This is a genomic window from Burkholderia sp. BCC1972, from assembly GCF_905339605.1.
Classification (GTDB): Bacteria; Pseudomonadota; Gammaproteobacteria; order Burkholderiales; family Burkholderiaceae; genus Burkholderia.
The window spans coordinates 1-22,093 of the sequence record NZ_CAJPGH010000041.1 but is presented as its reverse complement, the minus strand read 5'-3'; the positions used below and the strand labels follow the sequence as shown (position 1 = coordinate 22,093).

Annotated in this window: 34 protein-coding genes and 1 pseudogene; 33 read left to right on the top strand and 2 right to left on the bottom strand. The window is 61.8% G+C overall.

Translation table 11 applies throughout. The features are described 5' to 3' along the window. The first annotated feature begins 94 nt into the window (after nucleotides 1–94). From rplC to dsbD, 30 genes are all read left to right on the top strand, one after another. The gene (gene rplC, locus U5798_RS34825; protein ID WP_006482922.1) at nucleotides 95–745 is read left to right on the top strand and encodes a 50S ribosomal protein L3; all 651 of its coding nucleotides are present in this window, start codon (nucleotides 95–97) and stop codon (nucleotides 743–745) included. Beyond that, nucleotides 745–1,365 carry a 50S ribosomal protein L4 gene (gene rplD / locus U5798_RS34820; protein WP_011350675.1) on the top strand — a complete coding sequence of 207 codons (621 nt, stop codon included), beginning with the start codon at nucleotides 745–747 and terminating at the stop codon, nucleotides 1,363–1,365. Before rplC ends, rplD begins: the two co-directional genes overlap by 1 nt. Next, nucleotides 1,362–1,676: a 50S ribosomal protein L23 gene (gene rplW / locus U5798_RS34815; protein WP_004199275.1), complete on the top strand. Its 315-nt coding sequence runs from the start codon at nucleotides 1,362–1,364 to the stop codon at nucleotides 1,674–1,676. The genes rplD and rplW overlap by 4 nt, the downstream gene beginning before the upstream one ends. Nucleotides 1,677–1,678: 2 nt before the next feature. After that, nucleotides 1,679–2,506 carry a 50S ribosomal protein L2 gene (gene rplB, locus U5798_RS34810; protein ID WP_124456899.1) on the top strand — a complete coding sequence of 276 codons (828 nt, stop codon included), beginning with the start codon at nucleotides 1,679–1,681 and terminating at the stop codon, nucleotides 2,504–2,506. A gap of 10 nt (nucleotides 2,507–2,516) precedes the next feature. Further along, nucleotides 2,517–2,792 carry a 30S ribosomal protein S19 gene (gene rpsS, locus U5798_RS34805; RefSeq protein WP_004199273.1) on the top strand — a complete coding sequence of 92 codons (276 nt, stop codon included), beginning with the start codon at nucleotides 2,517–2,519 and terminating at the stop codon, nucleotides 2,790–2,792. 12 nt (nucleotides 2,793–2,804) lie between these two features. Beyond that, nucleotides 2,805–3,134 carry a 50S ribosomal protein L22 gene (gene rplV, locus U5798_RS34800; protein WP_004199272.1) on the top strand — a complete coding sequence of 110 codons (330 nt, stop codon included), beginning with the start codon at nucleotides 2,805–2,807 and terminating at the stop codon, nucleotides 3,132–3,134. 11 nt (nucleotides 3,135–3,145) lie between these two features. After that, complete coding sequence (rpsC, locus tag U5798_RS34795; RefSeq protein WP_006482899.1) at nucleotides 3,146–3,946, top strand: 30S ribosomal protein S3; 801 nt, start codon at nucleotides 3,146–3,148, stop codon at nucleotides 3,944–3,946. A gap of 2 nt (nucleotides 3,947–3,948) precedes the next feature. Beyond that, the gene (gene rplP, locus U5798_RS34790) at nucleotides 3,949–4,365 is read left to right on the top strand and encodes a 50S ribosomal protein L16 (RefSeq protein WP_006752927.1); all 417 of its coding nucleotides are present in this window, start codon (nucleotides 3,949–3,951) and stop codon (nucleotides 4,363–4,365) included. A gap of 9 nt (nucleotides 4,366–4,374) precedes the next feature. After that, on the top strand, nucleotides 4,375–4,569 hold the full coding sequence (rpmC, locus tag U5798_RS34785) for a 50S ribosomal protein L29 (RefSeq protein WP_006400652.1): 195 nt from the start codon (nucleotides 4,375–4,377) through the stop codon (nucleotides 4,567–4,569). Beyond that, nucleotides 4,566–4,838: a 30S ribosomal protein S17 gene (gene rpsQ / locus U5798_RS34780; protein WP_006752928.1), complete on the top strand. Its 273-nt coding sequence runs from the start codon at nucleotides 4,566–4,568 to the stop codon at nucleotides 4,836–4,838. The genes rpmC and rpsQ overlap by 4 nt, the downstream gene beginning before the upstream one ends. A gap of 309 nt (nucleotides 4,839–5,147) precedes the next feature. Further along, entirely contained in the window at nucleotides 5,148–5,516 is a 369-nt protein-coding gene (gene rplN / locus U5798_RS34775) for a 50S ribosomal protein L14 (RefSeq protein WP_006752929.1), read from the top strand. 9 nt (nucleotides 5,517–5,525) lie between these two features. Next, on the top strand, nucleotides 5,526–5,834 hold the full coding sequence (rplX, locus tag U5798_RS34770; RefSeq protein ID WP_006477187.1) for a 50S ribosomal protein L24: 309 nt from the start codon (nucleotides 5,526–5,528) through the stop codon (nucleotides 5,832–5,834). Between the two features lie 16 nt (nucleotides 5,835–5,850). Beyond that, nucleotides 5,851–6,390 carry a 50S ribosomal protein L5 gene (rplE, locus tag U5798_RS34765; protein ID WP_006477186.1) on the top strand — a complete coding sequence of 180 codons (540 nt, stop codon included), beginning with the start codon at nucleotides 5,851–5,853 and terminating at the stop codon, nucleotides 6,388–6,390. 7 nt (nucleotides 6,391–6,397) lie between these two features. Further along, on the top strand, nucleotides 6,398–6,703 hold the full coding sequence (gene rpsN / locus U5798_RS34760; protein ID WP_006482884.1) for a 30S ribosomal protein S14: 306 nt from the start codon (nucleotides 6,398–6,400) through the stop codon (nucleotides 6,701–6,703). 14 nt (nucleotides 6,704–6,717) lie between these two features. Further along, nucleotides 6,718–7,113 carry a 30S ribosomal protein S8 gene (gene rpsH, locus U5798_RS34755; protein WP_006477185.1) on the top strand — a complete coding sequence of 132 codons (396 nt, stop codon included), beginning with the start codon at nucleotides 6,718–6,720 and terminating at the stop codon, nucleotides 7,111–7,113. Nucleotides 7,114–7,131: 18 nt separating this feature from the next. Continuing rightward, complete coding sequence (rplF, locus tag U5798_RS34750; protein ID WP_006477184.1) at nucleotides 7,132–7,662, top strand: 50S ribosomal protein L6; 531 nt, start codon at nucleotides 7,132–7,134, stop codon at nucleotides 7,660–7,662. 12 nt (nucleotides 7,663–7,674) lie between these two features. Next, nucleotides 7,675–8,040: a 50S ribosomal protein L18 gene (rplR, locus tag U5798_RS34745; RefSeq protein ID WP_006477183.1), complete on the top strand. Its 366-nt coding sequence runs from the start codon at nucleotides 7,675–7,677 to the stop codon at nucleotides 8,038–8,040. A 14-nt stretch (nucleotides 8,041–8,054) separates the two neighbouring features. Further along, nucleotides 8,055–8,573 (top strand): 30S ribosomal protein S5, encoded by a 519-nt coding sequence (rpsE, locus tag U5798_RS34740; protein ID WP_006752931.1) that lies wholly within the window; start codon nucleotides 8,055–8,057, stop codon nucleotides 8,571–8,573. A 15-nt stretch (nucleotides 8,574–8,588) separates the two neighbouring features. Further along, nucleotides 8,589–8,771 (top strand): 50S ribosomal protein L30, encoded by a 183-nt coding sequence (gene rpmD / locus U5798_RS34735; protein ID WP_006400644.1) that lies wholly within the window; start codon nucleotides 8,589–8,591, stop codon nucleotides 8,769–8,771. A 26-nt stretch (nucleotides 8,772–8,797) separates the two neighbouring features. Then, nucleotides 8,798–9,232 carry a 50S ribosomal protein L15 gene (gene rplO / locus U5798_RS34730; RefSeq protein ID WP_006482880.1) on the top strand — a complete coding sequence of 145 codons (435 nt, stop codon included), beginning with the start codon at nucleotides 8,798–8,800 and terminating at the stop codon, nucleotides 9,230–9,232. Between the two features lie 42 nt (nucleotides 9,233–9,274). Then, nucleotides 9,275–10,624 carry a preprotein translocase subunit SecY gene (gene secY / locus U5798_RS34725; RefSeq protein ID WP_006482915.1) on the top strand — a complete coding sequence of 450 codons (1,350 nt, stop codon included), beginning with the start codon at nucleotides 9,275–9,277 and terminating at the stop codon, nucleotides 10,622–10,624. Between the two features lie 7 nt (nucleotides 10,625–10,631). Next, the gene (gene infA / locus U5798_RS34720) at nucleotides 10,632–10,850 is read left to right on the top strand and encodes a translation initiation factor IF-1 (protein ID WP_004521905.1); all 219 of its coding nucleotides are present in this window, start codon (nucleotides 10,632–10,634) and stop codon (nucleotides 10,848–10,850) included. Nucleotides 10,851–10,870: 20 nt separating this feature from the next. Beyond that, nucleotides 10,871–10,987, top strand: a complete 117-nt coding sequence (rpmJ, locus tag U5798_RS34715; RefSeq protein ID WP_004199844.1) for a 50S ribosomal protein L36 — start codon at nucleotides 10,871–10,873, stop codon at nucleotides 10,985–10,987. A 38-nt stretch (nucleotides 10,988–11,025) separates the two neighbouring features. After that, nucleotides 11,026–11,391, top strand: a complete 366-nt coding sequence (gene rpsM / locus U5798_RS34710; RefSeq protein WP_006477178.1) for a 30S ribosomal protein S13 — start codon at nucleotides 11,026–11,028, stop codon at nucleotides 11,389–11,391. 28 nt (nucleotides 11,392–11,419) lie between these two features. Beyond that, on the top strand, nucleotides 11,420–11,821 hold the full coding sequence (gene rpsK, locus U5798_RS34705; protein WP_004197937.1) for a 30S ribosomal protein S11: 402 nt from the start codon (nucleotides 11,420–11,422) through the stop codon (nucleotides 11,819–11,821). Nucleotides 11,822–11,975: 154 nt separating this feature from the next. Beyond that, a complete protein-coding gene (gene rpsD, locus U5798_RS34700) occupies nucleotides 11,976–12,599 on the top strand; it encodes a 30S ribosomal protein S4 (RefSeq protein WP_047899585.1) in 624 nt (207 codons plus the stop codon). Between the two features lie 124 nt (nucleotides 12,600–12,723). After that, on the top strand, nucleotides 12,724–13,701 hold the full coding sequence (locus U5798_RS34695) for a DNA-directed RNA polymerase subunit alpha (protein WP_006477176.1): 978 nt from the start codon (nucleotides 12,724–12,726) through the stop codon (nucleotides 13,699–13,701). A 138-nt stretch (nucleotides 13,702–13,839) separates the two neighbouring features. Continuing rightward, the gene (rplQ, locus tag U5798_RS34690) at nucleotides 13,840–14,235 is read left to right on the top strand and encodes a 50S ribosomal protein L17 (protein ID WP_006477175.1); all 396 of its coding nucleotides are present in this window, start codon (nucleotides 13,840–13,842) and stop codon (nucleotides 14,233–14,235) included. A gap of 201 nt (nucleotides 14,236–14,436) precedes the next feature. Continuing rightward, nucleotides 14,437–14,763 (top strand): divalent-cation tolerance protein CutA, encoded by a 327-nt coding sequence (gene cutA / locus U5798_RS34685; RefSeq protein WP_034189858.1) that lies wholly within the window; start codon nucleotides 14,437–14,439, stop codon nucleotides 14,761–14,763. Beyond that, entirely contained in the window at nucleotides 14,756–16,609 is a 1,854-nt protein-coding gene (dsbD, locus tag U5798_RS34680; protein WP_322084666.1) for a protein-disulfide reductase DsbD, read from the top strand. The genes cutA and dsbD overlap by 8 nt, the downstream gene beginning before the upstream one ends. Before the next feature lie 105 nt (nucleotides 16,610–16,714). Here dsbD and hemB read toward each other — a convergent pair whose 3' ends face one another. Together hemB and yihA are read right to left on the bottom strand one after the other, a co-directional pair. Next, nucleotides 16,715–17,713: a porphobilinogen synthase gene (hemB, locus tag U5798_RS34675; protein WP_124456897.1), complete on the bottom strand. Its 999-nt coding sequence runs from the start codon at nucleotides 17,711–17,713 to the stop codon at nucleotides 16,715–16,717. A gap of 252 nt (nucleotides 17,714–17,965) precedes the next feature. Continuing rightward, nucleotides 17,966–18,625 (bottom strand): ribosome biogenesis GTP-binding protein YihA/YsxC, encoded by a 660-nt coding sequence (yihA, locus tag U5798_RS34670; RefSeq protein WP_322084665.1) that lies wholly within the window; start codon nucleotides 18,623–18,625, stop codon nucleotides 17,966–17,968. Nucleotides 18,626–18,839: 214 nt separating this feature from the next. On the opposite strand from yihA, the gene U5798_RS34665 reads away from it, so the two are divergent. The 3 genes and pseudogenes from U5798_RS34665 to U5798_RS34655 all read left to right on the top strand — a co-directional run. Then, a complete protein-coding gene (locus U5798_RS34665) occupies nucleotides 18,840–19,493 on the top strand; it encodes a c-type cytochrome (RefSeq protein ID WP_322084664.1) in 654 nt (217 codons plus the stop codon). Nucleotides 19,494–19,709: 216 nt separating this feature from the next. Further along, a complete protein-coding gene (locus U5798_RS34660; protein WP_322084663.1) occupies nucleotides 19,710–21,926 on the top strand; it encodes a cytochrome c biogenesis protein ResB in 2,217 nt (738 codons plus the stop codon). Between the two features lie 4 nt (nucleotides 21,927–21,930). Then, a pseudogene (locus U5798_RS34655) lies at nucleotides 21,931–22,093 on the top strand (c-type cytochrome biogenesis protein CcsB); the annotation flags it as partial.

Below are 22,093 nucleotides of genomic sequence, written 5' to 3'. Positions count from 1 at the left end.
GCTTTTCGCGTATTCGCGTAAAAAAGTTGGGCCTTGCGTGCCCGGCATTTTGTAAATCAGCCCCGACCAATCGCAGTCGGGAATGGAGAAAATGATGAGCCTTGGACTCGTAGGTCGCAAGGTTGGCATGACCCGTATCTTCACGGCTGAAGGGGATTCGATTCCCGTCACCGTGCTGGACGTGTCGGACAACCGCGTGACGCAGATCAAGACTGTTGAAACCGACGGCTACACGGCCGTGCAGGTTGCATTCGGCTCCCGTCGTGCATCGCGCGTGACGAAGCCGCTGGCAGGTCATCTCGCCAAAGCCGGTGTCGAAGCCGGTGAAATCCTCAAGGAATTCCGCATTGACGCGGCCAAGGCAGCTGAGCTGTCGAATGGTGCCGTGGTCGGTGCTGATCTTTTCGAAGTGGGCCAGAAGGTCGACGTGCAAGGCGTGTCGATCGGTAAGGGCTACGCCGGTACGATCAAGCGTTACAACTTCTCCTCCGGCCGTGCCACGCACGGTAACTCGCGCTCGCACAACGTGCCGGGCTCGATCGGTATGGCGCAGGATCCGGGTCGTGTTTTCCCGGGTAAACGCATGACGGGTCACATGGGTGACGTGACGGTGACGGTGCAGAACCTCGAAATCGCTCGTATCGACGCAGAGCGCAAGCTGCTGCTCGTGAAGGGTGCGATTCCGGGCGCGAAGGGCGGCAAGGTCTTCGTGACGCCGGCCGTCAAGACCAAGGGGGCGAAATAATGGAACTCAAGCTCCTGAACGAAAATGGTCAGGAAGGTGCAGTGGTCAACGCATCGGACGTCGTGTTCGGTCGTGACTACAACGAAGCGCTGATCCACCAGGTCGTCGTCGCTTACCAGGCGAATGCTCGCCAGGGTAACCGCGCGCAGAAGGACCGTGAGCAAGTCAAGCACACGACGAAGAAGCCGTGGCGCCAGAAGGGTACGGGCCGCGCTCGTGCCGGTATGTCGTCGAGCCCGTTGTGGCGTGGCGGTGGTCGTATCTTCCCGAATTCGCCGGAAGAAAACTTCTCGCACAAGGTCAACAAGAAGATGCATCGCGCAGGTCTCTGCTCGATCTTCTCGCAGCTGGCCCGTGAAGGCCGTCTGTCGGTCGTCGAGGACATCATCCTCGAAGCGCCGAAGACCAAGCTGCTGGCCGAAAAATTCAAGACCATGGGTCTCGACTCCGTCCTGATCATTACGGATACGGTCGACGAGAACCTGTACCTGGCTTCGCGCAACCTGCCGCACGTGGCGATTGTCGAGCCGCGCTACGCTGACCCGCTGTCGCTGATCTACTTCAAGAAAGTGCTGGTCACGAAGGCTGCGGTCGCCCAGATCGAGGAGTTGCTGTCATGAGCGAGATTCGCAAGAACGATCATCGTTTGATGCAGGTCCTGCTCGCACCGGTGATCTCGGAAAAGGCGACGCTGGTTGCCGACAAGAACGAGCAAGTCGTGTTCGAAGTCGCTCCGGATGCCACGAAGCAGGAAGTGAAGGCGGCTGTCGAGCTGCTGTTCAAGGTTGAAGTTGATTCCGTCAACGTGCTGGTTCAGAAGGGCAAGCAAAAGCGCTTTGGCCGTTCGATGGGCCGCCGCAAGGACGTGAAGAAGGCATACGTCTGCCTGAAGCCCGGCCAGGAAATCAACTTTGAAGCGGAGGCCAAGTAATCATGGCAATCGTTAAAGTTAAGCCGACATCGCCGGGTCGCCGCGCGATGGTCAAGGTGGTCAACAAGAACCTGCACCAGGGCAAGCCGTTCGCGGCACTGCTCGACACGCAGAGCTCGACCGCCGGCCGTAACAACAACGGTCGTATCACCACGCGTCACAAGGGTGGTGGTCACAAGCAGCACTACCGTATCGTCGATTTCCGTCGCACGAAGGATGGCATCCCGGCAAAGGTCGAGCGTCTCGAGTACGACCCGAACCGCAGCGCGAACATCGCGCTGGTGCTCTACGCAGACGGCGAGCGTCGCTACATCATCGCCCCGAAGGGTCTGACGGTCGGCCAGCAGCTGATGTCGGGTTCGGAAGCGCCGATCCGTGCAGGCAACACGCTGCCGATCCGCAACATTCCGGTCGGTACGACGATCCACTGCATCGAGATGCTGCCGGGCAAGGGCGCGCAAATGGCGCGTTCGGCTGGCACGTCGGCCATGCTGCTGGCACGTGAAGGCGTCTACGCGCAGGTTCGTCTGCGTTCGGGCGAAATCCGCCGCGTGCACATCGAGTGCCGTGCAACGATCGGTGAAGTCGGTAACGAAGAGCATAGCCTGCGCCAGATCGGCAAGGCTGGCGCGAACCGCTGGCGCGGTATCCGCCCGACGGTGCGTGGCGTTGCGATGAACCCGGTTGATCACCCGCACGGTGGTGGTGAGGGCAAGACGGCTGCAGGTCGCGATCCGGTGAGCCCGTGGGGTACGCCGGCTAAGGGTTACCGCACCCGCAGCAACAAGCGCACGACGACGATGATCGTCCAGCGCCGTCACAAGCGTTAAGGAGTAGGCAATGGCACGTTCTGTTAAAAAAGGTCCGTTCTGCGACGCCCATTTGCTGAAGAAAGTTGAGGCGGCTGCAGCTTCGCGCGACAAAAAGCCGATCAAGACCTGGTCGCGTCGCTCGACGATTCTGCCGGATTTCATCGGCCTGACGATCGCTGTTCACAACGGCCGTCAACACGTTCCGGTGTACATCTCGGAAAACATGGTCGGCCACAAGCTTGGCGAGTTCGCACTGACCCGTACGTTCAAGGGTCACGCAGCCGACAAGAAGGCCAAGAAATAAGGGGCAATCAAGATGGAAGTGAAAGCAATTCATCGCGGTGCCCGCATCTCGGCGCAGAAAACGCGCCTTGTGGCTGACCAGATCCGCGGTTTGCCGGTCGACAAGGCGCTGAACGTTCTGACGTTCTCGCCGAAGAAGGCGGCTGGCATCGTGAAGAAGGTTGTGCTGTCGGCAATCGCGAATGCGGAGCACAACGAAGGCGCTGATATCGACGAGCTCAAGATCAAGAGCATCTACGTCGACAAGGCTGCATCGCTCAAGCGTTTCACCGCGCGCGCCAAGGGCCGCGGTAACCGCATCGAGAAGCAATCCTGTCACATCACTGTGACGGTCGGGAATTAAGGAGCCATACGATGGGACAGAAAATTCATCCGACTGGCTTCCGCCTGGCTGTCAGCCGCAATTGGGCTTCGCGTTGGTACGCGAACAACAACAATTTCGCGGCGATGCTGCAGGAAGACATCGGTGTTCGTGAATACCTGAAGAAGAAGCTGAAGAACGCTTCGGTCGGTCGGGTCGTCATCGAGCGTCCGGCGAAGAACGCGCGCATCACGATTTACAGCTCGCGTCCGGGTGTGGTCATCGGCAAGAAGGGCGAGGATATCGAGCAGCTGAAGACGGAACTGCAACGCCGCATGGGCGTTCCGGTTCACGTCAACATCGAAGAAATCCGCAAGCCGGAAACCGATGCTCAGCTGATCGCTGACTCGATCACGCAACAGCTCGAGCGCCGGATCATGTTCCGTCGCGCGATGAAGCGTGCGATGCAGAACGCGATGCGTCTGGGTGCTCAAGGCATCAAGATCATGAGCGCGGGCCGTCTGAACGGTATCGAAATCGCTCGTACGGAGTGGTATCGCGAAGGTCGCGTGCCGCTTCACACGCTGCGTGCTGATATCGACTACGCGACTTCGGAAGCGAAGACGACTTACGGGATCATCGGCGTCAAGGTGTGGGTCTACAAGGGCGATACGCTCGGCCGCAACGACGCACCGGTGGTGGAAGAAGTAGCCGAAGACAAGCGTCCGCGTCGCAATGCGCGTCCGGGCGACCGTCGTCCGCGCCGTGATGGCGAAGGCGGCGCTCCGGGTGCTCGCCGTGGCGCACCGCGCCGTGGCGCCGGCAAGCCCGAAGACGGCAAGACTGGAGAATAACGATGCTGCAACCGAAACGCAGAAAGTATCGTAAAGAGCAGAAGGGTCGTAACACCGGCAAGGCGACGCGCGGCAACGCAGTGTCGTTCGGTGACTTCGGCCTGAAGGCTATCGGTCGCGGTCGTCTGACCGCCCGCCAGATTGAAGCGGCACGTCGTGCAATGACGCGTCACATCAAGCGTGGCGGCCGCATCTGGATCCGGATCTTCCCGGACAAGCCGATTTCGCAGAAGCCGGCCGAAGTGCGTATGGGTAACGGTAAGGGTAACCCGGAGTACTACGTCGCCGAGATTCAGCCGGGCAAGATGCTCTATGAAATGGACGGCGTAACCGAAGAACTGGCACGCGAAGCGTTCCGTCTGGCTGCAGCCAAGCTGCCGCTGAAGACGGCATTCATCGTGCGCCAGCTCGGCGCCTAAGGAGAAAACATGAAGGCTTCCGAACTTCTCCAGAAAGACCAGGCCGCGCTCAACAAGGAGCTGGCGGACCTGCTGAAGGCGCAATTCGGCCTGCGCATGCAACTCGCGACCCAGCAGCTCACGAACACGAGCCAGCTGAAGAAGGTTCGTCGCGACATCGCACGTGTGCGGACCGTCATGACTCAGAAGGCGAACCAGAAATGAACGATAGCGTGAAAACCTCGCTGAAGCGGACGCTGGTCGGTCGGGTCGTCAGCAACAAGATGGACAAGACCGTCACCGTGCTGATCGAGCACCGCGTCAAGCACCCGATCTACGGCAAGTATGTCGTGCGCTCGAAGAAGTACCACGCGCATGATGAAGCGAACACCTGCAACGAAGGCGATCTCGTCGAAATCCAGGAAACTCGTCCTGTTTCGAAGACGAAGGCCTGGACGGTGTCGCGCCTCGTCGAAGCAGCTCGCGTCATCTAAGCGGGCAGCGCAGTAGGCAGTAACAGGCACTTCTCCTCGAAGTGCTTGAAATCGCAAAGTTTTTGCTTGCGTGACCAGGATTATTTGTTATAATCCTGGTCTTCCCTCTTTATGGGAGCCCCGTCGCGGGCGAAGTTGGTGGGGGAAGCGGACTGGCGCCTGCCTGTCCGAAAGATTCACCGAATTGCGATGGCGGGTTTCGTTTGCCGTCGCTGCTGTTCCAACCCAAGCAGCCGATTGGCTGACGGGACCAAGACTGACCGAATGCATCATGGTGGTGCATCCGGATTAAGTTGGGAAAGACAAACCATGATCCAGACCGAATCTCGGCTCGAAGTAGCCGACAACACGGGTGCACGTGAAGTCATGTGCATCAAGGTGCTCGGCGGCTCGAAGCGTCGTTATGCCGGCATTGGCGACATCATCAAGGTGACCGTCAAAGAGGCAACGCCGCGCGGGCGCGTGAAGAAAGGCGAAATTTACAACGCCGTGGTGGTCCGCACCGCCAAGGGCGTGCGCCGTCAAGACGGCTCGCTGATCAAGTTCGACGGCAACGCCGCTGTGCTTTTGAATAACAAGCTCGAGCCGATCGGCACCCGTATCTTCGGGCCGGTGACGCGTGAGCTGCGTAGCGAACGATTCATGAAGATCGTTTCGCTGGCGCCGGAAGTGCTGTAAGGAGTCGCGATGAACAAGATTCGCAAAGGTGACGAAGTTATCGTCGTTACTGGCAAGGACAAGGGCAAGCGCGGCGTCGTGCTGGCTGTCGGTGCTGAACATGTGACGGTTGAAGGTATCAACCTCGTCAAGAAGCATGTGAAGCCGAACCCGATGAAGGGTACGACGGGCGGCGTGGAAGCGAAGACGATGCCCCTGCATATTTCGAACGTCGCACTGGTCGACGCGAATGGCAAGGCGTCGCGTGTTGGCATCAAGGTCGAGGAAGGCAAGAAGGTTCGCTTCCTGAAGACGACCGGTGCCGTACTGAGCGCCTGACGCAGCGGAGTAAAAAATGGCTCGTTTTCAAGAGTTTTACAAAGAAAAGGTTGTGCCCGGCCTGATCGAGAAGTTCGGTTACAAGTCGGTCATGGAAGTGCCGCGCATCACCAAGATCACGCTGAACATGGGTCTTGGCGAAGCGATCGCTGACAAGAAGATCATCGAGAACGCCGTTGGCGACCTCACGAAGATCGCCGGCCAGAAGCCGGTCGTCACGAAGGCTCGCAAGGCAATCGCAGGCTTCAAGATCCGCCAGGGTTACCCGATCGGCGCGATGGTGACGCTGCGTGGCCAGGCGATGTACGAATTCCTCGACCGTTTCGTGACGGTTGCCCTGCCCCGCGTGCGAGATTTCCGCGGTGTGTCGGGTCGTGCTTTCGATGGCCGTGGCAACTACAACATCGGTGTGAAAGAGCAGATCATTTTCCCCGAAATCGACTACGACAAGATCGACGCACTGCGTGGGCTGAACATCAGCATCACGACGACTGCGAAGACCGACGACGAAGCAAAGGCTCTGCTCGCCAGCTTCAAGTTCCCGTTCAGAAACTGAGGTTACCGTGGCTAAACTGGCACTGATCGAACGTGAAAAGAAGCGCGCCCGCCTGGTCGCGAAGTTCGCAGCAAAGCGCGAAGCGCTGAAGGCGATCGTCGAAGACCAAAGCAAGTCGGAAGAAGAGCGCTACGAAGCACGCCTTGAGCTGCAGCAACTGCCCCGCAACGCAAACCCGACCCGCCAGCGTAACCGCTGCGCGATCACGGGCCGTCCGCGTGGCACGTTCCGTAAATTCGGCCTCGCGCGTAACAAGATTCGTGAAATCGCATTCCGTGGCGAGATTCCTGGCCTGACCAAGGCGAGCTGGTAATAGGAGAAACGTAAATGAGCATGAGTGATCCTATCGCCGATATGCTGACTCGCATCCGCAACGCGCAGATGGTCGAGAAGGTATCGGTTGCGATGCCCTCGTCGAAGGTCAAGGTTGCAATCGCGCAAGTCCTCAAGGACGAAGGTTATATCGACGATTTCGCCGTGAAGGCGGAAGGTGCGAAGTCCGAACTGAATATCGCGCTGAAGTACTACGCAGGTCGCCCGGTCATCGAACGCCTCGAGCGCGTGTCGAAGCCTGGTCTGCGCGTGTACCGCGGCCGTAACGACATTCCGCAGGTCATGAACGGCCTCGGCGTGGCTATCGTGTCGACGCCGAAGGGCGTGATGACCGACCGCAAGGCGCGCGCTACCGGCGTCGGCGGCGAAGTCATCTGCTACGTCGCTTAAAGCCGAGGAGAGAGAAACATGTCTCGAGTAGGTAAGAGCCCGATCGCGCTGCAAGGCGCGGAAGTCAAGCTGGCCGACGGTGCTATCACCGTCAAGGGTCCGCTGGGCACCATCACGCAAGCGATCAATCCGCTCGTGAACGTGGCGAACAACGACGGCACGCTGAATCTGTCGCCGGTCGACGAAAGCCGCGAAGCAAATGCACTGTCGGGCACGATGCGCGCGATCATCGCGAATGCCGTGCACGGCGTGACCAAGGGTTTCGAGCGCAAGCTGACGCTGGTTGGCGTCGGTTACCGTGCGCAAGCGCAAGGCGACAAGCTGAATCTGTCGCTGGGTTTCTCGCACCCGGTGGTGCACCAGATGCCGGAAGGCGTCAAGGCTGAAACCCCGACGCAAACCGAAATCGTGATCAAGGGGATCAACAAGCAACAAGTCGGTCAAGTGGCTGCGGAAGTCCGCGGTTACCGTCCGCCGGAGCCCTACAAGGGCAAGGGCGTGCGCTATGCCGACGAGGTTGTGATCCTCAAAGAAACGAAGAAGAAGTAAGGGTGCGCAATCATGGATAAGACTCAATCTCGCCTGCGCCGCGCTCGCCAGACGCGTATCAAGATCGCTGAGCTGCAGGTCGCGCGTCTCGCCGTGCATCGCACGAACACGCACATCTACGCTCAAGTGTTCTCGCCGTGCGGCACCAAGGTGCTCGCTAGCGCATCGACGCTCGAGGCAGAAGTGCGCGCAGAACTGGCCGACAAGTCGGGCAAGGGCGGCAACGTCAATGCCGCGACGCTGATCGGCAAGCGTATTGCCGAAAAGGCAAAGGCTGCCGGCATCGAATCCGTCGCCTTCGACCGCTCGGGCTTCCGCTACCACGGCCGCGTCAAGGCGCTGGCTGAGGCAGCTCGCGAAGCTGGGCTCAAGTTCTAAGGAAGGAATTCGTCATGGCAAAGATGCAAGCGAAAGTTCAGGCTGACGAGCGCGACGACGGCCTTCGTGAAAAGATGATTTCGGTCAATCGCGTGACCAAGGTCGTGAAGGGTGGCCGTATTCTCGGCTTCGCCGCACTGACCGTGGTTGGCGACGGTGATGGCCGCATCGGTATGGGCAAGGGCAAGGCGAAGGAAGTGCCGGTCGCTGTCCAGAAGGCAATGGAACAAGCTCGCCGCAACATGTTCAAGGTGCCGCTCAAGAACGGCACGCTGCAACACGAAGTGCACGGCAAGCACGGCGCATCCGCTGTCCTCCTCGCTCCGGCGAAGGCAGGTACGGGCGTGATCGCTGGCGGCCCGATGCGCGCAGTGTTCGACGTGATGGGCGTTCAGAACGTCGTGGCAAAGAGCCACGGTTCGACGAACCCGTACAACCTCGTTCGCGCCACGCTGGACGGCCTGCGCAAGCAGTCCACCCCGGCAGACATCGCGGCGAAGCGCGGCAAGTCCGTCGAAGATATTTTGGGCTAAGCCCGGGTGGTCACCATGTCTGAAAAAACTGTCAAGGTTCAGCTCGTTAAGAGCCTGATCGGGACCCGCGAATCGCACCGCGCGACCGTGCGTGGCCTGGGCCTGCGCCGACTCAACTCGGTCAGCGAGCTCCAGGACACGCCGGCGGTCCGCGGCATGATCAACAAGGTCTCGTACCTCGTTAAGGTCATCGCGTAAGCGGCCCTACGGATCAAGGAGTTGATATGGAATTGAATAACCTGAAGCCGGCCGCTGGCGCCAAGCACGCCAAGCGTCGCGTCGGTCGTGGCATCGGTTCGGGCCTCGGCAAGACGGCTGGCCGTGGTCACAAGGGTCAGAAATCGCGTTCGGGCGGCTTCCACAAAGTCGGTTTCGAAGGCGGTCAGATGCCGCTGCAACGTCGTCTGCCGAAGCGCGGCTTCACGTCGCTGACGAAGGAATTCGTCGGTGAAGTGCGCCTGGGCGACCTCGAGAAGCTGCCGGTCGACGAGATCGATCTGCTCGCACTGAAGCAAGCCGGCCTGGTCGGCGAGCTGACGAAGAGCGCAAAGATCATCGCGACGGGCGAACTGAAGCGCAAGATCGTCGTGAAGGGTCTCGGTGCCACCAAGGGTGCGCGCGCTGCGATCGAAGCGGCTGGCGGTTCGTTCGCCGAGTGACACGCGTAGCGCGTCGTCACTTGCATTCATCGGAGAAGGTACTTGGCTAACAGCCCGAGTCTTGCAAAACCCGGTCGAAGCACGGCGAAATTCGGCGATCTGCGCCGGCGAGCGATGTTCCTGCTCCTGGCGCTGATCGTCTATCGCATCGGCGCGCACATTCCCGTGCCGGGCATCGATCCGGATCAACTGGCTAAGCTGTTCCAGAGCCAGGCGGGCGGCATCCTTGGCATGTTCAACATGTTCTCGGGTGGCGCGCTTTCCCGCTTCACGATCTTTGCGCTGGGGATCATGCCGTACATCTCGGCGTCGATCATCATGCAGTTGCTGGCGATCGTATCGCCGCAACTCGAGGCGCTGAAGAAGGAAGGGCAGGCAGGGCAACGGAAGATCACGCAGTACACGCGGTATTTCACCGTGGTGCTCGCGACCTTCCAGGCGTTCGGTATCGCGGCTGCGCTGGAAAACCAGCCTGGCCTCGTCACCGATCCCGGCATGCTGTTCCGTCTGACGACGGTCGTGACGCTGGTTACCGGTACGATGTTCCTGATGTGGCTCGGCGAGCAGATTACCGAGCGTGGTCTGGGCAACGGTATCTCGATCATCATCTTCGGCGGGATCGCAGCAGGGTTCCCGAATGCCGTGGGTGGGTTGTTCGAGCTGGTGCGTACGGGTTCGATGAGCATCATTTCGGCGATCATCATCGTCGTCCTGATTGCCGCGGTGACTTACCTGGTCGTGTTCATCGAACGCGGTCAGCGCAAGATCCTCGTGAACTACGCGAAACGCCAGGTCGGCAACAAGATCTACGGTGGGCAGTCGTCGCATCTGCCGCTGAAGTTGAACATGTCGGGCGTGATTCCGCCGATCTTTGCATCGTCGATCATTCTGTTCCCGGCAACGATTCTCGGCTGGTTCAGTACCGGTCAGCCGACGGGAAGCTGGATTTCCAATACGTTGCATAACGTAGCGGAAGCGCTGAAGCCGGGCCAGCCGGTCTATGTGCTGCTGTACACGCTGGCGATCGTGTTTTTCTGCTTCTTCTACACCGCACTGGTGTTCAACAGCAGGGAAACCGCGGACAACCTGAAGAAGAGCGGCGCGTTTGTTCCGGGCATCCGTCCGGGCGATCAGACCGCACGATATATCGACCGCATCCTCACGCGTCTGACGCTGGCCGGTGCGATCTACATCGTCTTCGTGTGTCTGCTGCCGGAATTTCTGGTGCTGCGCTGGAACGTGCCGTTTTATTTTGGTGGAACGTCGCTGCTGATCATTGTCGTCGTCACGATGGACTTTATGGCGCAGGTGCAGTCGTACGTTATGTCGCAACAGTATGAGTCACTGCTCAAGAAGGCAAACTTCAAGGGCGGCAACATCCCGATGCGTTGAAAGGACTATGGCCAAAGACGATGTAATCCAGATGCAGGGCGAGGTGATTGAAAACCTCCCGAATGCGACCTTCCGTGTGAAGCTGGAAAACGGCCATGTCGTGTTGGGGCATATTTCCGGAAAGATGCGGATGCACTACATCCGCATCCTGCCGGGCGACAAGGTGACGGTTGAGTTGACGCCTTACGATCTGTCTCGTGCGCGGATCGTGTTCCGGGCGAAGTGATTTGAAAAAAGGGTATTATCATGAAAGTGATGGCATCGGTTAAGCGCATTTGCCGCAATTGCAAGATCATCAAGCGCAAAGGCGTCGTTCGCGTGATCTGCAGCTCGGATCCGCGCCACAAGCAGCGCCAAGGCTGACCGCGCGTTTGTTTGCGCTTTTTGTTTGAGGAAAAACAATGGCTCGTATCGCAGGGGTTAACATCCCGAATCACCAGCACACCGAGATTGGCCTGACGGCTATCTTTGGTGTCGGCCGCACCCGTTCGCGCAGCATCTGCGTGGCAGCTGGCGTCGATTTTTCGAAGAAGGTCAAGGATCTGACCGACGCAGACCTGGAAAAGCTGCGTGAAGAAGTGGGCAAGTTTGTCGTCGAAGGCGATCTGCGCCGTGAAGTGACGATGAACATCAAGCGTCTGATGGACCTCGGTTGCTACCGTGGCGTCCGTCATCGCAAGGGCCTGCCGATGCGCGGTCAGCGTACGCGTACGAACGCACGTACCCGTAAGGGTCCGCGTCGTGCAGCGCAAGCGCTGAAGAAGTAAGCGGAACTGACAGTTACAGGAAAACGTAATGGCTAAGGCTTCGAATACCGCGGCGCAACGCGTTCGCAAAAAGGTTAAGAAGAACGTCGCTGAAGGCGTGGTTCACGTTCACGCGTCGTTCAACAACACGATCATCACGATCACCGATCGCCAAGGCAACGCGCTGGCATGGGCGACGTCGGGCGGTCAGGGCTTCAAGGGCTCGCGCAAATCGACGCCGTTCGCTGCCCAGGTCGCAGCCGAGTCGGCTGGCCGCGTCGCGATGGAATACGGTGTGAAGAATCTGGAAGTGCGGATCAAGGGCCCGGGCCCGGGTCGTGAGTCGGCAGTGCGCGCACTGCACGGCCTCGGCATCAAGATCACCGCGATTTCGGACGTCACCCCGATTCCGCACAACGGCTGCCGCCCGCCGAAGCGTCGTCGTATCTAAGGATGTGCTGGCACGTTCGTGCTAGCGCATTGCCTGTCGCCGCTCAGCGTCGACGGGCGTTGCTTTTTTGATTGACTAAGCCCACCGTTCGCCCCAAAGGGAGCGGACTAGCGCGGATTTCGATCCGCGTGACTGATTGATAAAGGAATGCAAAGTGGCACGTTATATCGGCCCCAAAGCCAAGCTGTCCCGCCGTGAAGGCACCGACCTGTTCCTGAAGAGCGCACGCCGCTCGCTCGCCGACAAGTGCAAGCTCGACAGCAAGCCGGGTCAGCACGGCCGTACCTCGGGCGCACGTACGTCCGACTACGGTACGCAGCTGCGTGAAAAGCAGAAGGTCAAGCGCATCTACGGCGTGCTGGAGCGTCAGTTCCGCCGCTACTTCGCCGAAGCCGATCGCCGCAAGGGCAACACGGGTGAAAACCTGCTGCAACTGCTCGAGTCGCGCCTCGACAACGTCGTGTATCGCATGGGCTTCGGTTCGACCCGCGCTGAAGCGCGTCAGCTGGTGAGCCACAAGTCGATCACCGTGAACGGCGTCGTCGCAAACGTCCCGTCGCAGCAAGTGAAGGCAGGTGACGTCGTCGCGATCCGCGAAAAGGCGAAGAAGCAAGCGCGTATCGTCGAAGCGCTGTCGCTGGCCGAGCAAGGCGGCATGCCGAGCTGGGTTGCAGTCGATGCGAAGAAGTTCGAAGGCACGTTCAAGCAAATGCCGGAACGCGTCGAGATCGCAGGCGACATCAACGAAAGCCTGATCGTCGAATTGTATTCGCGTTAATCCGATTGACGGCCGAGGTACCCCGATTGCGTTGCGCAAGGAGGGGCCTCGGCTGTTTATTTTCTGGTTGTTACCGGTCAGCCTTATCGGTGTAACGAGCCGAGGGTATTGAAAAGGAAAGCCCATGCAAACCAGTTTGCTGAAACCCAAGATCATCGCCGTGGAATCGCTGGGCGAGAACCACGCGAGGGTGGTCATGGAACCGTTCGAACGCGGTTACGGCCATACCTTGGGCAATGCGCTTCGCCGCGTGCTGCTGTCGTCGATGGTTGGCTACGCGCCGACCGAAGTCACGATCGCAGGCGTGGTGCACGAGTACTCGACGCTGGATGGCGTGCAGGAAGACGTCGTCAACCTGCTGCTGAACCTGAAGGGCGTGGTGTTCAAGCTGCATAACCGTGACGAAGTGACGGTTACGCTGCGCAAGGAAGGTGAAGGCGTTGTCACGGCCGGCGATATCGAGCTGGCCCACGATTGCGAAGTCATCAACCCGAATCACGTGATTGCGCACCTGTCGAAGGGCGGCAAGCTCGACGTTCAGATCAAGATCGAAAAGGGTCGCGGCTATGTGCCCGGCAACGTCCGTCGCTACGGCGAAGACACGGCCAAGATCATCGGCCGCATCGTCCTCGACGCATCGTTCTCGCCGGTTCGCCGCGTGAGCTACGCTGTCGAAAGCGCACGTGTCGAGCAGCGTACCGACCTCGACAAGCTCGTGATGAACATCGAGACGAGCGGTGTGATCACGCCGGAAGAAGCGATCCGTCAATCGGCCCGCATCCTGGTCGACCAGCTGTCCGTGTTCGCGGCGCTGGAAGGCACGGAAACGGCAGCCGAAGCGCCGTCGCGTGCTCCGCAGATCGACCCGATCCTGCTGCGTCCGGTGGACGATCTCGAACTGACGGTTCGTTCGGCGAACTGCCTGAAGGCCGAGAACATCTACTACATCGGCGACCTGATCCAGCGCACGGAAAACGAGCTGCTGAAGACGCCGAACCTCGGTCGCAAGTCGCTCAACGAGATCAAGGAAGTGCTCGCTTCGCGCGGTCTCACGCTGGGCATGAAGCTCGAGAACTGGCCGCCGGCTGGTCTCGACAAGTAAGCCCGGTTGTTGCTGTAGTTGGCAAAGATGCGGATTTTCCTTTAAAATCCGCATCTTGCTTTTTTTCGTTACCGGCCCGTGCACCCTCTGAGGTGCGATAGAAGAGCTGGACCAAAACTTTGAATCAAGGAAACTGAAATGCGCCATCGTCATGGTCTGCGGAAACTGAACCGCACGAGCAGCCACCGTCTGGCTATGCTCCGTAACATGTCCAACTCGCTGATCGAGCACGAAGTCATCAAGACGACGCTGCCGAAGGCGAAGGAACTCCGTAAAGTCGTCGAGCCGCTGATCACGCTCGGCAAGAAGCCGTCGCTGGCAAACCGTCGCCTGGCGTTCAACCGCCTGCGCGATCGTGACTCGGTCGCGAAGCTGTTCGACGTCCTCGGTCCGCGTTTCGCGAACCGTCCGGGCGGCTACCTGCGCGTGCTGAAGTTCGGCTTCCGCGTGGGCGACAACGCACCGATGGCACTGGTCGAACTGCTCGACCGTCCGGAAGTCGACGAAACGGAAAACGTGCAAGAAGCCGAGTAAGCTTCCGGTACGCTGCAGTATCTGAAAAGGGCCGAGCGATTGCTTGGCCCTTTTTGTTTTTGAGACGCCGGCTGCGATCGATTGTCGCAGGCCGGCGCCGGCAGCATTGCGCGGGCTGCGCTACGATACGGGCAGCCGGTGTGATCCGAGGATAGGCGATCCGCGCCGGCAGGAGCCGCCAGACCAGCCAGGAGGGCGCGGATGATAGTGGTGCTGATGTTGACGACGGTGCCGGATGCGGCGACGGCCGCGGCGCTGTCCGACGGTGCGCTCGACGCGCGGCTGGCCGCGTGCGTGTCCGAGCTCGGTGCGATCAAGTCGCGTTATCACTGGCAGGGCAAGGTCGAAACGGCCGACGAGATCCAGTTGCTGTTCAAGACGAGCCCCGTGCGGGCGCTCGAACTGGAGCGATTTATTCTCGCGCATCATCCGTACGAGACGCCCGAAATCGTCTCGTGGCAAACGACGGCATCGGCCGCGTACGGCCAGTGGGTGACCAGCGAAACTCAACGTCTATTTCATGTTTAACGGTATGGCGCTTTCCGTGTGCGTGCGCGCGCTGCGGTTCCTTGCAGTCCTGGTGTCGTTCGCGGTCATGCTGCTGGGCGGCCTGTCGGTCGCGCGCGCGGCCGACGATTTCCTCGATCCGTCGGTCGCGTTCAAATTCAGCGCGAGCGAATCGCCGGGACAGGTGGACGTTCGCTTCAAGGTCGCCAACGGCTACTACATGTACCGCGAGCGGTTCGCGTTCGCGGTGAAGAGCGGGCAGGCGACGCTCGGCGAACCGCAATTCCCGGCCGGTCACGTGAAGTTCGACCAGACGTTCCAGAAGAACGTCGAGACCTATCGCGACGAAGTCATCATCCACGTGCCGGTGAAGCAGGCGGCCGGGCCGTTCGAGCTCGCGGTGACGTCGCAGGGGTGCGCGGACGAAGGGATCTGCTATCCGCCGGCCGAGCACGTGATGAAGGTCGACGGCGCCGCGCTCGGCGCCGCAACGTCGTCCGGCGGCGACACGGCAGCCGCGGGCAGCTGGTTCGACAAGGTCACGAGCGCCGATTTCGCGCAGTCGCTGCTCGAAGGGCACGGCTTCTTCACGATCATCGCGCTGTATTTCGTCGCGGGCGTCGTGCTGAGCCTCCTGCCCTGCTCGTACCCGATGATTCCGATCGTGTCCGCGATCATCATCGGCCAGGGCACGCGCGCGACCCATGCACGCGGTTTCGCACTGTCGCTGACCTATGTGGTCGGCATGGCGCTCGTCTACACGGTGCTCGGCATCGCCGCGGCGCTGGTCGGCCAGAGCCTCGGCGCGTGGCTGCAGAACCCGTGGGTGCTCGGCGCGTTCGGCGTGCTGCTGACCGCGTTCGCGGTGTCGCTGATCTCAGGCAAGGACATCGCGTTGCCGGCACGCTGGCAAAACGGCGCGGCCGAAGCATCGAGCACGCGCCAGGGCGGCCACTTCGTCGCGGTCGCGGCGATGGGTGCGTTGTCCGCGCTGGTCGTCGGCGCATGCATGACGGCGCCGCTGTTCGCGGTGCTCGCCTTCATCGCGCATACCGGCAATGCACTGCTCGGCGGTGCGGCGCTGTTCGCAATGGGGTTGGGGCTCGGCGTACCGCTGCTGGTCGTCGGCGTCGGTGCCGGGACAGTCCTGCCGCGCGCAGGCGCATGGATGGACGGCGTGAAGGTGTTCTTCGGCATCGTGCTGCTCGCGGCCGCGCTGTGGATCGTGTGGCCGGTGCTGGCGGGCGGCCTGAAGATGGTGCTCGCCGCACTGTGGCTGCTGATCGCCGCCGCGGCGCTCGGCCTGTTCACGCCGAATGCCGGCGCCGCTTCGATCTGGCGCCGCCTGGGCCGAGGCGTGGGTGCCGCGCTCACGATCTGGGCCGCGACACTGCTCGTCGGCCTGGCTGCCGGCTCGACGGATCCCGTGAAGCCGCTGGCCGTGCTGGCCGCGCGCACGGTGGCCGCCGGCGGGGCTGGGACGGCCGGCACAGCCGGCGCGCAGGACGGCCCTGCGTTTGCAGCGGTGCGCTCGAGCGGTGAGCTCGACACGCTGCTGAAGACGTCGGGCCAGCCCGTGATGCTCGATTTCTACGCCGACTGGTGTGTGAGCTGCAAGGAGATGGAGCACCTGACGTTCACCGATGCCCGTGTGCAGGCGCGCCTCGCGAAGCTTCACCTCGTGCGCGCGGACGTCACGGCGAACAATCCGGACGACCAGGCGCTGCTCAAGCGCTTCAACCTGTTCGGGCCGCCGGGCATCATCTTCTTCGATCGCAGCGGCAACGAGATCGGGCGCGTCGTCGGCTACCAGGCGGCCGAGACGTTCCTGCGCAGCCTCGATCGCGCTGCCGTCCCGACGGTATGAGCTGACGAAGGCCCGGGGCTAGACGACCCCGATCGGCGGTAAACGTAAAAACGGCGGAACACCGAGGTGTCCCGCCGTTTTGCGTTCGAGCCTGCCGGCGCGCGATCAGCGCTGCGCTTTCAGCAGGCGCGCGGCGTCGAGCGCGAAGTACGTGAGCACGCCGTCGGCGCCCGCCCGCTTGAACGCGAGCAGCGATTCGAGCACGACCTTGTCGTGGTCGAGCCAGCCGTTCATCGCAGCGGCCTTCAGCATCGCGTATTCGCCGCTGACCTGGTACACGTAGGTCGGGAAGCGGAATTCGTCCTTCACGCGGCGCACGATGTCGAGATACGGCATGCCGGGCTTGACCATCACCATGTCGGCGCCTTCGTCGATGTCGAGGCGCACTTCGCGCAGCGCTTCGTCGCTGTTCGCCGGGTCCATCTGGTAGGTCATCTTGTTGCCCTTGCCCAGGTTGGATGCCGAGCCGACCGCGTCACGGAACGGACCGTAGAATGCCGACGCGAACTTCGCCGAGTAGGCCATGATCCGCGTGTGGATGTGGCCGTCGCTTTCCAGCATTTCTCGAATCGCGCCGATACGGCCGTCCATCATGTCCGACGGCGCGACGATGTCGACGCCGGCTTCTGCCTGCGCGCGCGCCTGATCGATCAGGATCTCGATCGTGTCGTCGTTGATCACGTAGCCGTTCTCGTCGAGCACGCCGTCCTGGCCGTGGCTCGTGTACGGATCGAGTGCGACGTCGGTCAACACGCCGAGCTCGGGGAAGCGCTTCTTCAGCTCGCGCACCGCGCGCGGAATCAGGCCTTCCGGATTGGCTGCCTCGCGGCCGTCGGGCGTCTTCACCGACGGGTCGATCGCCGGGAACAGCGACAGCACGGGCACGCCGAGTTCGACGCATTGTTCGGCGACGTGCATCAGCAGATCGACCGATACGCGCTCGACGCCGGGCATCGACGGCACTGGCTGCCGCTGGTTGGTGCCTTCGACGACGAACACCGGATAGATCAGGTCGTCGGTGGTCAGGCGGTTTTCGCGCATCAGGCGGCGGGAGAAGTCGTCTCGGCGCATCCGGCGCGGACGATGAAGCGGATGGAAGCTCATGGCGATTTGGCAGAAATCAGGGCGGTAAGACCTTACGGAACCCTTAGGTGATTTTTGGGAGCGTTGGTATATGATAGCGATCGAGCGGCACGCCTCGCGTGCAACTCCCCGCTTCTCCTCCCTGAGCGGGTGCCTGTCGTTTTTCGATTAGGCTGTTTGACCCGCCGTTCAACGGCGGGTTTTTTTATGAGCCGGCCGAATCCGCAGGCGCCGTCAGGTGCGCGCCGCCGATCCCGGCCGCGCGTTGCCCGATCATTGTGCTCCAGGCTCGCTTTTTTCGTCGGCGACCGACGGCCGCAGCCAGCTCTCGATCAGCTCGTGCGCTTCATCCAGCCCCGTGCGCTTCAGCGCGGAGAACAACTGGACCGTCAGCTTTCCCTGGACGCCTTGGTCGCGATACGCATCGAGCCCCTTTTGCGTGGTCCGCAGCGCATTGATGCTTTCCTGGCGCGTCAATTTGTCGCACTTGGTCAGCAGGGTATGGATCGGCTTGCCGGTCGGCGCGAACCACTCGATCATGCGGCGATCGAGGTCGGTCAGCGGACGGCGTGAATCCATCATCAGGATCAGGCCGCAGAGCTGCGAACGCGTCGCGAGGTAGGACGACAGCAGCATCTCCCAGTGCGCCTTGGCGGCGCCGGGCACTTCCGCGTAGCCGTAGCCGGGCAGGTCGACGAGGTTCGCGACGGGCTCGGCGGCCGGGCCGACGGAGAAGTAGTTGATGTGCTGCGTGCGGCCGGGCGTCTTCGACGCGAAGGCCAGCCGCTTCTGGTTGCACAGCACGTTGATCGCCGTCGACTTGCCGGCATTCGAGCGGCCCGCGAACGCGATTTCCGGCTGGACCGTCGGCGGCAGGTCGCGCAGATGGTTGACGGTCGTGTAGAAGCGGGCTTGATGGAGCAGAAAGGCCATGGGAACCGGAAGGACGGGCGGCGCGAGCCGCTTGGTGGAGGCGGGGTAGCCCCGATAGGCGCGGGAGCTTTCAACACGATATTGTACAATACGGCGGTTTTACCGAAGGCCACGCGGCGCCTGCCTCGCGCTTTTATGTGGCTTCTGCGGTAGACTGGTCGCCGTCGTTTTTTGCAGAACCTCAAATTCCCACAAGACGAAACAGGGTGTGCGAATGAATCGACTGTGCAAGTCTCTGATGGTGCTTCAGGTTGCAGCAGGGTTCGTAGGTTTCGTAGCGGAGGCAAACGCGGCGGATGCGGCAAAGCCGGATCTCGATCGCGGCAAGGCGATTGCCGGGCAGGTCTGCGCGTCGTGTCACGGCGCCGACGGCAATAGCGCGTCGGGCAGTTTCCCGAAGCTGGCCGGCCAGCATCCCGAATATCTGGTCAAGCAGTTGAACGACTTCAAGGCGCAGCCGGGCGCGAGGGGGCCGGTGCGCAACAACGCGGTGATGGTCGGATTCGCGAGCGCGCTGAGCGCGGACGACATGCGCAACGTCGCCGCGTACTACGGGTCGCAGACGACGAAGCTCGGTACCGCACGCGATGCGGCGACCGTGCCGGTCGGCCAGAAGATCTATCGCGGCGGCATCGCGGAGAAGGGCGTCCCTGCCTGCGCGAGCTGCCACGGGCCGACGGGCCAGGGGATGCCGGTCCAGTATCCGCGTCTGTCGGGGCAGTGGGCCGATTACACGGTCGCGCAGTTGACCGCGTTCCAGCAGGGTGCCGGCGCGCGCAACAACAACGAGGCGATGCATCAGATCGCCACGCGCCTGTCGGACAACGAGATCAAGGCCGTCGCGGATTACATCGCGGGCCTGCGTTGACCAACCGGTCGCGAATGGCATGACCGGTCGCCCCAAGGGCGGCCGGAGTCAGAACAAGAAAAGGGTGGGGCGCCGCACCGTTGCGGCCGCCTTGCCCTTTTTTGTTGGCACTCGCCGGGGCGAGCCGGGATGAAGAGGCTTGCAGGCGATGGGGGGCTGCGCCCCCCGAACGAATATAGTGAGTGCGGGGGCTGTTTCCCCTTAGTCGGAGTTTGAATGAGCGTTACCACGTCGGGGTTGCAGTCGAAGTCGGGTCAGGGTGCGTCGAAGCGAGCGGTCGAGCTGCTGAGCTCGATGCGCTTCGCCATTGCGCTGCTGGTAGTGCTGTCGATCGCGAGCATCATCGGCACGGTCCTGACCCAGGACGATCCGTATCCGAACTACGTGAACCAGTTCGGGCCGTTCTGGGCGGACATCTTCCGCTCGCTCAGCCTGTACACCGTGTACAGCGCGTGGTGGTTCATGCTGATCCTGATCTTCCTCGTCGTGTCGATCTCGCTGTGCGTGATCCGCAACGCGCCGAAGATGCTCGCCGATGCGAAGAGCTGGAAGGACAAAGTCCGCGAAGGCAGCCTGCGCGCGTTCCATCACAAGGCCGAGTACGCGGCTTCCGGCACGCGTGCGACCGTCGCGGCGACGCTCGCCGCGTTCGTCACCAAGGCCGGCTACAAGCACGTCGTGCGAGAAACCGACGGCGCGACGCTGATCTCCGCGAAGCGCGGCGCGATGACCAAGTGGGGCTACATCTCCGCCCACCTCGCGATCGTCGTGATCTGTATCGGCGGCCTGCTCGACAGCAACCTGCCGATCAAATTCCAGATGTGGATGTTCGGCAAGAGCCCGGTCAACACGAGCGCGACGATCAGCGAGATCTCGCCCGACCATCGCCTGTCCGCGTCGAACCCGACGTTCCGCGGCTACGCGTGGGTGCCCGAGGGCCAGTTCGTGTCGACCGCGATCCTGAACCAGCCGAGCGGCTCGCTGATCCAGGACCTGCCGTTCTCGATCCAGCTCGACAAGTTCATCGTCGACTACTACACGACGGGCATGCCGAAGCTGTTCGCGAGCGACATCGTCGTGATCGATCGCGAGACCGGCAGGAAGATCCCGGCGCGCGTCGAGGTCAACAAGCCGTTCACGTACAAGGGCGTGTCGATCTACCAGTCGAGCTTCCAGGACGGCGGCTCGCAGATGCAGATGACGGCCTACCCGATGACGGGCGGTAATGCGACGACCGTCCCCGTGAAGGGCACGATCGGCAGTTCGGCGCCGCTGCAGGTGCCGGGCGCCGACGGCGACACGATTGAGTTCTCCGATTTCCGTGCGATCAACGTCGAGAACATGGCCGACGCGAACGGCAAGCCGGACGTGCGCGGCGTCGCGACGACGAGCTCGCTGAAGGAAGCGTTCGACGAGCGGCTCGGCTCGGGCGCGAAGACGTCGAAGCCGACGCAGCTCCACAACATCGGCCCGTCGGTGCAGTACAAGATCCGCGGCAAGGACGGCCAGGCGCGCGAATTCAACAACTACATGCTGCCCGTCGACATGAACGGCGAGCGCGTGTTCCTCGCCGGCGTGCGCGCGAGTCCGAACGATCCGTTCCGCTACATGCGGATCCCGGCCGACAGCCAGGATTCGATCGGCGAATGGATGCGCCTGCGCGCCGCGCTGCAGGATCCGGCCGTACGCGTCGAGGCCGCCGCGCGCTTCGCGCAGCGTTCGCTGCCGGGCACAGACGCGTCGCTGCGCCCCCGCCTGCAGGACAGTGCATCGAAGGTGCTGACCCTTTTTGCCGCGAGCGACGACAGCGTCGGCCGCGGCGCCGACGGCCAGCCGGTCGGCGGCTTCCAGGCGGTGGCGACGTTCATCGACCGCTCGGTGCCGAAGGCCGAGCAGGAGAAGGCGGCGAGCCTACTGCTGCGCATGCTCGAAGGCTCGATGTGGGAAGTTTGGCAGATCGCGCGCGAGCGCGCCGGCGAGCCGGCCGCCCAGCAGGGCGCCGAAACGATCCGCTTCGTGCAGAACGCGATCAATGCGCTATCCGACAGCTTTTTGTATGGATCGCCGGTCTATTTGCAGCTTGACTCCTTCAAGCAGGTGCAAGCTTCGGTATTTCAGTTGACGCGCGCGCCCGGCAAGAATCTGGTGTATCTTGGCAGCCTGCTGCTGGTCGCCGGCATCTTCTCGATGTTCTACGTGCGCGAGCGGCGCCTCTGGTTCTGGCTGAAGGACGCCGGTTCGGGCGTCAATGTGGTGATGGCAATGTCCACGGCCCGCAAGACCTTCGATTTCGAGAAAGAATTCGTGCAGACGCGCGACGCGGCCGGCGTCGCCTTGCGCGCCGCACCTCGCGACGCCGCACCCGCAGGTGCGGCTTCGACGGCCCGCCCGCCTGCCGGCAGCGGTTCCGATTCCGAGAATTCCACCCGGTAACATCATGGATCTCACGCAAGTTTCCTCTTCCCGTGCGGCGTCGGCCCAGGCGCCGGTTTCGTCGCCGTTGTTCGACGAGCGTCCGTTCCTCGCGCGCCTGTCGCTGTTCGACTGGCTGTTCGCACTGGCGCTCGTGGCGGGCGCGGGCTATGCGCTCGTGCACTACA

Bases quoted from the DNA above. Each gene is read 5' to 3' on its own strand.
- rplC (WP_006482922.1), top strand. From the start codon at position 95: ATGAGCCTTGGACTCGTAGGTCGCAAGGTTGGCATGACCCGTATCTTC.
- rplD (WP_011350675.1), top strand. From the start codon at position 745: ATGGAACTCAAGCTCCTGAACGAAAATGGTCAGGAAGGTGCAGTGGTC.
- rplW (WP_004199275.1), top strand. From the start codon at position 1,362: ATGAGCGAGATTCGCAAGAACGATCATCGTTTGATGCAGGTCCTGCTC.
- rplB (WP_124456899.1), top strand. From the start codon at position 1,679: ATGGCAATCGTTAAAGTTAAGCCGACATCGCCGGGTCGCCGCGCGATG.
- rpsS (WP_004199273.1), top strand. From the start codon at position 2,517: ATGGCACGTTCTGTTAAAAAAGGTCCGTTCTGCGACGCCCATTTGCTG.
- rplV (WP_004199272.1), top strand. From the start codon at position 2,805: ATGGAAGTGAAAGCAATTCATCGCGGTGCCCGCATCTCGGCGCAGAAA.
- rpsC (WP_006482899.1), top strand. From the start codon at position 3,146: ATGGGACAGAAAATTCATCCGACTGGCTTCCGCCTGGCTGTCAGCCGC.
- rplP (WP_006752927.1), top strand. From the start codon at position 3,949: ATGCTGCAACCGAAACGCAGAAAGTATCGTAAAGAGCAGAAGGGTCGT.
- rpmC (WP_006400652.1), top strand. From the start codon at position 4,375: ATGAAGGCTTCCGAACTTCTCCAGAAAGACCAGGCCGCGCTCAACAAG.
- rpsQ (WP_006752928.1), top strand. From the start codon at position 4,566: ATGAACGATAGCGTGAAAACCTCGCTGAAGCGGACGCTGGTCGGTCGG.
- rplN (WP_006752929.1), top strand. From the start codon at position 5,148: ATGATCCAGACCGAATCTCGGCTCGAAGTAGCCGACAACACGGGTGCA.
- rplX (WP_006477187.1), top strand. From the start codon at position 5,526: ATGAACAAGATTCGCAAAGGTGACGAAGTTATCGTCGTTACTGGCAAG.
- rplE (WP_006477186.1), top strand. From the start codon at position 5,851: ATGGCTCGTTTTCAAGAGTTTTACAAAGAAAAGGTTGTGCCCGGCCTG.
- rpsH (WP_006477185.1), top strand. From the start codon at position 6,718: ATGAGCATGAGTGATCCTATCGCCGATATGCTGACTCGCATCCGCAAC.
- rplF (WP_006477184.1), top strand. From the start codon at position 7,132: ATGTCTCGAGTAGGTAAGAGCCCGATCGCGCTGCAAGGCGCGGAAGTC.
- rplR (WP_006477183.1), top strand. From the start codon at position 7,675: ATGGATAAGACTCAATCTCGCCTGCGCCGCGCTCGCCAGACGCGTATC.
- rpsE (WP_006752931.1), top strand. From the start codon at position 8,055: ATGGCAAAGATGCAAGCGAAAGTTCAGGCTGACGAGCGCGACGACGGC.
- rpmD (WP_006400644.1), top strand. From the start codon at position 8,589: ATGTCTGAAAAAACTGTCAAGGTTCAGCTCGTTAAGAGCCTGATCGGG.
- rplO (WP_006482880.1), top strand. From the start codon at position 8,798: ATGGAATTGAATAACCTGAAGCCGGCCGCTGGCGCCAAGCACGCCAAG.
- infA (WP_004521905.1), top strand. From the start codon at position 10,632: ATGGCCAAAGACGATGTAATCCAGATGCAGGGCGAGGTGATTGAAAAC.
- rpmJ (WP_004199844.1), top strand. From the start codon at position 10,871: ATGAAAGTGATGGCATCGGTTAAGCGCATTTGCCGCAATTGCAAGATC.
- rpsM (WP_006477178.1), top strand. From the start codon at position 11,026: ATGGCTCGTATCGCAGGGGTTAACATCCCGAATCACCAGCACACCGAG.
- rpsK (WP_004197937.1), top strand. From the start codon at position 11,420: ATGGCTAAGGCTTCGAATACCGCGGCGCAACGCGTTCGCAAAAAGGTT.
- U5798_RS34695 (WP_006477176.1), top strand. From the start codon at position 12,724: ATGCAAACCAGTTTGCTGAAACCCAAGATCATCGCCGTGGAATCGCTG.
- rplQ (WP_006477175.1), top strand. From the start codon at position 13,840: ATGCGCCATCGTCATGGTCTGCGGAAACTGAACCGCACGAGCAGCCAC.
- cutA (WP_034189858.1), top strand. From the start codon at position 14,437: ATGATAGTGGTGCTGATGTTGACGACGGTGCCGGATGCGGCGACGGCC.
- dsbD (WP_322084666.1), top strand. From the start codon at position 14,756: ATGTTTAACGGTATGGCGCTTTCCGTGTGCGTGCGCGCGCTGCGGTTC.
- hemB (WP_124456897.1), bottom strand. From the start codon at position 17,713: ATGAGCTTCCATCCGCTTCATCGTCCGCGCCGGATGCGCCGAGACGAC.
- yihA (WP_322084665.1), bottom strand. From the start codon at position 18,625: ATGGCCTTTCTGCTCCATCAAGCCCGCTTCTACACGACCGTCAACCAT.
- U5798_RS34665 (WP_322084664.1), top strand. From the start codon at position 18,840: ATGAATCGACTGTGCAAGTCTCTGATGGTGCTTCAGGTTGCAGCAGGG.
- U5798_RS34660 (WP_322084663.1), top strand. From the start codon at position 19,710: ATGAGCGTTACCACGTCGGGGTTGCAGTCGAAGTCGGGTCAGGGTGCG.